The organism is Thomasclavelia sp., from assembly GCF_017889095.1.
GTDB lineage: Bacteria > Bacillota_I > Bacilli_A > Erysipelotrichales > Coprobacillaceae > Thomasclavelia.
Genome location: NZ_JAGHEW010000101.1, coordinates 1 through 6,146 on the forward strand (window position 1 = coordinate 1; position 6,146 = coordinate 6,146).

7 protein-coding genes are annotated in these 6,146 nt (G+C 30.6%); all 7 read right to left on the bottom strand.

Going from position 1 to position 6,146, the window contains the following annotated elements:
- On the bottom strand, window positions 1-573 hold a 573-nt coding region (locus J7M77_RS04625), incomplete at its 3' end, for a fructose-6-phosphate aldolase (RefSeq protein ID WP_296876484.1).
- A gap of 12 nt (window positions 574-585) precedes the next feature.
- Window positions 586-1,503 (bottom strand): glycyl-radical enzyme activating protein, encoded by a 918-nt coding sequence (locus J7M77_RS04630; protein ID WP_296876486.1) that lies wholly within the window; start codon window positions 1,501-1,503, stop codon window positions 586-588.
- On the bottom strand, window positions 1,490-3,844 hold the full coding sequence (locus J7M77_RS04635; RefSeq protein WP_296876488.1) for a formate C-acetyltransferase/glycerol dehydratase family glycyl radical enzyme: 2,355 nt from the start codon (window positions 3,842-3,844) through the stop codon (window positions 1,490-1,492). The genes J7M77_RS04630 and J7M77_RS04635 overlap by 14 nt, the downstream gene beginning before the upstream one ends.
- Window positions 3,845-3,956: 112 nt before the next feature.
- Entirely contained in the window at window positions 3,957-4,718 is a 762-nt protein-coding gene (locus J7M77_RS04640) for a DeoR/GlpR family DNA-binding transcription regulator (protein WP_296876490.1), read from the bottom strand.
- 74 nt (window positions 4,719-4,792) lie between these two features.
- Window positions 4,793-5,431: an SdpI family protein gene (locus J7M77_RS04645; RefSeq protein ID WP_296876492.1), complete on the bottom strand. Its 639-nt coding sequence runs from the start codon at window positions 5,429-5,431 to the stop codon at window positions 4,793-4,795.
- The gene (locus J7M77_RS04650) at window positions 5,428-5,697 is read right to left on the bottom strand and encodes a metalloregulator ArsR/SmtB family transcription factor (protein ID WP_296876494.1); all 270 of its coding nucleotides are present in this window, start codon (window positions 5,695-5,697) and stop codon (window positions 5,428-5,430) included. The genes J7M77_RS04645 and J7M77_RS04650 overlap by 4 nt, the downstream gene beginning before the upstream one ends.
- A 125-nt stretch (window positions 5,698-5,822) precedes the next feature.
- A partial coding sequence (locus J7M77_RS04655; RefSeq protein WP_296876496.1) for a hypothetical protein occupies window positions 5,823-6,146 on the bottom strand: 324 nt, incomplete at its 5' end.

Below are 6,146 nucleotides of genomic sequence, written 5' to 3' on the forward strand. Positions count from 1 at the left end.
ACCTACTGGTGCTGTAATTGCCTGAGCACCGCTATTAAAAGAATCCCTAATTTGTAAGACACCTTTAAAACTAGCGGCTAAGATCTTACAGTTATAATGATCACTTTCAATTCGATTAGCCAAGGCACTAATTAATTCATAAGGATCACTGCCTAAATTACCAATACGATTAACATAAGGAGCGATATAATCAGCATTAGCAGCTAAGGCCATATAAGCCTGCATTAAATCGTATACTGCTGTAGCTGTAACATTAACTCCTTCACTTTTTAATATTTTAATTGCTTTGATTCCTTCATAAGATACCGGTACTTTAATATAAACCTGATCATCAATTTCTTTTAAAATGCGATGTCCTTCTTTAACGATTTCATCACATTCTTTAGAAATAACCTGAATATGCAAGCTTCTTTCCTTACCAATGATCTTTCTTATTTCTTTCATGTGTTCAAAGAAATTTTCTGGACTAGTAGCTTTAACGATTGAAGGGTTACTAGTAACGCCAGTAATTGGTAAATGTTCAATAGCATCTTTGATTTCTTCTAAATTAACTGTATCAATAATAAATTCCATTTTTCTTTTCTCCTATTCAATAATTAAATTTTTTAGACCAGTTTGATAAACAAGATCATAAAAATGCTGCATCTTATTTTCATCAAACATTTTATATTTTTTATCGACACCATATTCAAAATCAACTAATTCATATTTTGATGAAGCTAAAGGGTTATAGTTTAATAGTTCGTATTTGACATTTGGATAAAGATCGACTAAAAAACTGGCAATTGCTTTAATATTATCATCAAAGGCCGTCATTGTTGGTATCAACGGTGTGCGAATTATTACTTTATCTTTATGTTTGCTTTGTAATATATATTTAATTTGTTTTTTTATTAGTTTGGATGAAACATTAGTTAATTGCTGATGTTTAGTTTCATCAAATATTTTTAGATCAATATAAATTAAATCTAAATATGGTAAGATCTTTTTAATCAGTTCAATTGGCGCGTATAATGAAGTTTCTATAGCACAATGAATGTTTTCAATTTTACATCTTTTTAAAATTTCTAATAAAAACTCTCCTTGCATTAATGGCTCACCGCCAGAAAAAGTAACCCCGCCAGTATCTTGAAAAAAGACCTGATCAGCTTTGATCTTTTCCATTAAAGTATCGATATCATATTCAATGCTGTCATAACTGATTGCATTAGTAGGACAGGCATTGATTAAATTATCAAAATCACCTAAATATTGATGATTAAAATATGGTCGATTGTTTTTATATTCCATTTGATCAATGTTGGCAAATTTTATACATCTTCGACAATGAATACACCGATTTTTAAAATAAACTACTTTTCGTTTAGCTTCAATTCCTTCAGGATTTTGACACCATAAACATCTAAGGGGACACCCTTTAAAGAAAACTGTTGTTCTTAAACCATCGCCGTCATGAACGGCAAATCTTTTAATATCAAAAATTAACGCTTTAGATGTTTTCATAAGTAGTCCTTTCAATGATTTCATCTTGAAGTTTACCGGCTAATTCGACAAAATAAGCGGTATATCCGGCAACCCGAATCGTCAATGAACGATGACGTTCAGGATGAATCTTAGCATCAATTAAATCTTCTTTTCTGACGACATTAAACTGAATATGAGGTACTTGTAAAGCAACAAAAGCTCTTAAAAAGTTTTCAAACTTTAAGCGTCCTGTTTTCGTTTTAAAAAACTCTGGTAAAAACTTCATATTTAATAAACCGCCATTAGTTGTACAAGAATTACTAAGACGACTTACTGATTTTAAAACCGCCGTAGGACCGTTTAGATCTCGTCCATAGACTGGTGACATGCCACCATCAGCCAAAGGTGCTAAAGCATTTCGTCCATCTGGTGAAGCCCCGACATTTTCGCCCATCGGCACATGTGCACTAACGGTATACATACCGGTATGATAATAACCGCCACGATAATTAGTATAATCTTTCATTCTTTCTCTAAAATAATTAGCCCATTTAGCTCCTAATTCATCGACCCATTTAACATCATTACCATATTTAGGAACTTTATTTAATAACATTGCCTGAATAATTTCAGCACCGTTAAAATCATTTTGTAATGCTTTCAACAATTCATCTTGACCAATTAAATTTTTGTCATAAACTAATTCTTTGATCGCTGCTAAAGAGTCAGCCAAATTCGCAATCTGGATCATTTGAATTCCCGATAAATTATATTTAGCCCCACCTTTAGTTACATCTAATCCTTTTTCTAAACAGGCATCAATTACAGTTGATAAAAAGGCGGTTGGTAAACAATCTTGATGAGCTTTTTCAACAACTATTTCCGCTTTCATCATTTTATCAATAAAATAATCAATTTGCCCTTTAAAGGCTGTTTCCAGTTCATTAAAACTATTATATGTTGTTAGATCACCGAGATCTAATCCAATTCGTTCATTAGTTAAAAGGCATCTTCCATGGTTTAAAGTTAGTTCTAAAGCTTTATTTAAATTAAACATGGCGGCATCCGACCAACCAAGATTATTGCCCTGCGTCGTTAATTCAACACAGCCAACAATCGCATAATCCCTGGCATCTTTAATGTCGATATTTAAATCTTTGACCATGGTATCAATGATGGCTTCATCATTGAAAAACTGAGGCATCCCACTGCCTTTAGCAACTACTTCAATAGCTGCCTGCATTAATTCGTGAGAACTATCTCGATTTAATCTAACTGATAAATTAGGCTGTGGTAACCCTAAATGACCCTGAGCTTTTAAAAGCAGCAATGATAATTCATTATAAGTACCTTTACCATCCTGGTCCACCCCACCAACAGCGATATTAAAACCAATCGGAAAACCAGCGAAATACTTAGCACTATGCTGATTTCTTAAATAAACAATTTGATTGAATTTCAGCCATAAACATTCCAATATCTCTAAAGCATCTTGATTGGTAATAATTTTATTTTCAATATCATGATAATAATAAGGGTACAAATACTGATCCATTCTACCTGGTGAAAATGAAGAAGCATTGGATTCTAAATGCAAGATTACAAACAAGAACCACAATGACTGAACCGCTTCATGAAAAGACTTAGCTGGTCTTTTAGACAAATTCAAACAATTTTTAGCTACCTGTTTTAAAGATGCCTGGTATTTTAAATCAACATCATCAATTGTTTCCATGATCAAATCATGATAACGAACCATAAAATTGCTGGCACCTTGTAAAACTAAGATCGTACATTCATAAAATTCTCTTTGATCATCATTGCATTTTTCCAACTTTGATTGCGCCTGCTTCAATAATCCCGATACTCCCAGTTTTAACCAGGTTTTAGTATCTGGGCAAATATGCCCCTGAGCATGATCTTTTTGATTGATCTTAACGACTTTAGCAATTTGTTCAATTTCTTTTCCATAACTCTTTTTAATCACATCTTCCATCGAACGACCTTTCCAGTATGGATATATTATTTCTCTAAATTCGTTGATATCCTTTTGATGAACTTTAAATTTATCCTGAGGTCTAGTTGGTAAAGTTTCCAATTCATCATTGACCCATGAACAGCCACTTTCTGGAAAAACAACACCAGCGCGAACTCCTTTAGTCCGATTACCAACAATTAATTCTTCCATTTCTATGCCAATTTCGATTTCTTGTAAAGACGCTTTTAAAGCTAATGCTCTTTTTTTAGGAATTGATAAAACTTCGTTTTCTTGATAAATTCGCGTGATGATTCGGGCCTGTTCAATCGATACATATCTTGGCTCTTTCAACATTTTATCTTTTAAAATCGTAATTCTTTCTGTCTGCTTTAAACTATCCATCTTCATGCCTCCTTTTTACACTTTTATTATATCGTAAAAGCAATAATAATCAAGTATTTTCAATAAAAAAACAATATAAAACAATAAAATACAATAAAAAAATAGAAATCAGCTAAATGATTTCTATTCCATAATCCAATATTTTATTATAAATATTAAGTTCTAATTTTCTTTCACAAATATAACCTGTAAAATCACTAAGATGACCAAAGACATAATTGCCATCTAAATTAAGTTTGACACTTTCACCTACTAAATAAGTTTTTTTACTTGAATTAAGCACTTCCTTTTTAGTCAAACCATCATCAACATCATAAGTAGTAACTTTCCCTTCATGGATATTGATACCAACGACTCCTAAAAAAGCTAAATCAAACTTAAAACATTTTATCTGTTCAATTGTTAACGTTCCTAAAAAACCATCTCTAGCCTGATTAAACTTACCTCCGATAAAAATCACTCGCGCAGTTGACTGGTTAGTAAATAAGTTCATGATATCGACCATATTAGTTACTAACGTAATATTTAGATCTTTTTGGTAAATCAACTTAGCGATTTCTAAACATACCGTTGATATTCCTAAAAATACCATTGTTCCCGGTTCAATTAGTTCAACCGCTTTTTTAGCGATTGCTTTTTTTTCTGGTAAACGAACTTCAATTCGTTCATTAACATTAATTGCATGCAGATTTTCACGAATTTGTATTGCCCCACCATGAACTCTTTTTAATAAACCATTTTTTTCAAGCGTGCTTAAATCTTTACGGATGCAATCTTCAGTAACCTTAAAATCCTGACTTAATTCTTTGACTTGAACATGCCCTTCTAAATTCAATTTAGCTAATATTTGATTATGTCTTTCTTCTTGTAACATGAAATCTTCCTTTCCAAATTATTATGGCACTTATTTCAATAAAAAACAATAATGAATAATAATTGATTTAATGATTAATATAATTTACTTATGCGATAAGTATAGTAAATTTCAATTGGTAATGATAACAATAAAATCAATATATTAATCCCAAAACAAAGTAAACCATCAGTAAATAAACTAACTATAATAAAAACAAAACCAATAACAATCGAAACAATTCCACCAAACCTTTGACTCTTTTTCCATGTCTGTTCATTTTTTAACGACCAGCCAGTTCTTAAACCAATAAACGAATTTTTTCTAATTTTAGGCATAATATTACCAATCATGATCATCAAGATTCCTAAAAAAATAAAAGCTATCTGATTAATATCAAGTGATAAAGAATTAATATTATTGATTTGATTAAAAGAGTTATATAAATAATAATAATCTATAGCATTGAAAAAAAGCATTAACCAAATTCCAACACTAATCAAAATATTTTTATTAGTATGATTCTTTTGATATTTCTTAATAATCAAACACATTAATAAACCTAATATTAAAGCAAGCAATGCGATAATCAATGTTTCGTATTTACTGCCATAACGATCGACCTGACCACTTGCATTAAAATGTGCTGGAATTGTAGCTGGTAAAAAAGGTAAGATGATCATCGTTACGATCATTGGCATGATCATTAAAAAATAAAATATTTTCTGTTTCATTTCAAATCTCCTTTTAAGTTATTTATCCACATAATTACTTCATCTAAAATTGATAAATTCAATTCATAATAAATAAAATTCTTATATCGGGTTTCATAAATCAAATCAGCTTTCTTTAATTTAGCCAAATGATAAGATAAAGCTTGGGGTGATATTTCTAAAGCCAGTGCTAAATCTCCGGAACTAATTTTTCCTTCTTGCAGTTTTTCAATTATTTTTCGACATGTCGGATTAGCTAAAGCATTTAAAATATTATTAATAGCCAAATTATCACCCCAATCTATTTAAAATTTTCTTTAAATAGATTATACCATTTTTTTAGATAAATTAAAAGATAGCCCAAACTGCTATCTTTTAACTTTGATTATTTAAAAATTAATCATTAAATAATTTAATTCATTAACATTGCCCGTAAATCATTAATTTTATTAATTTGCTGTGTATGCTGTAAAGCTAATGTTAGTTCATCAATATTACACCCTTTAATAAATTCAATATCCTGATCAGTTAGTTCCATCTTACTTTCTAATACCATGATCAAACTTTCGACCATTCCTTTTTTTACACCCAATTTCGTTCCTTTTTTTATTCCACGTTTTTCACCAAATTCAATGTTTTGTTGTTTAAATCTATCTAACGCTTCACACATCTCAATCTCTTCTCCTTCCTTTGCTTCGATTGCAATTTCTCTTAAATTTTCACTGGCTGTTAGACT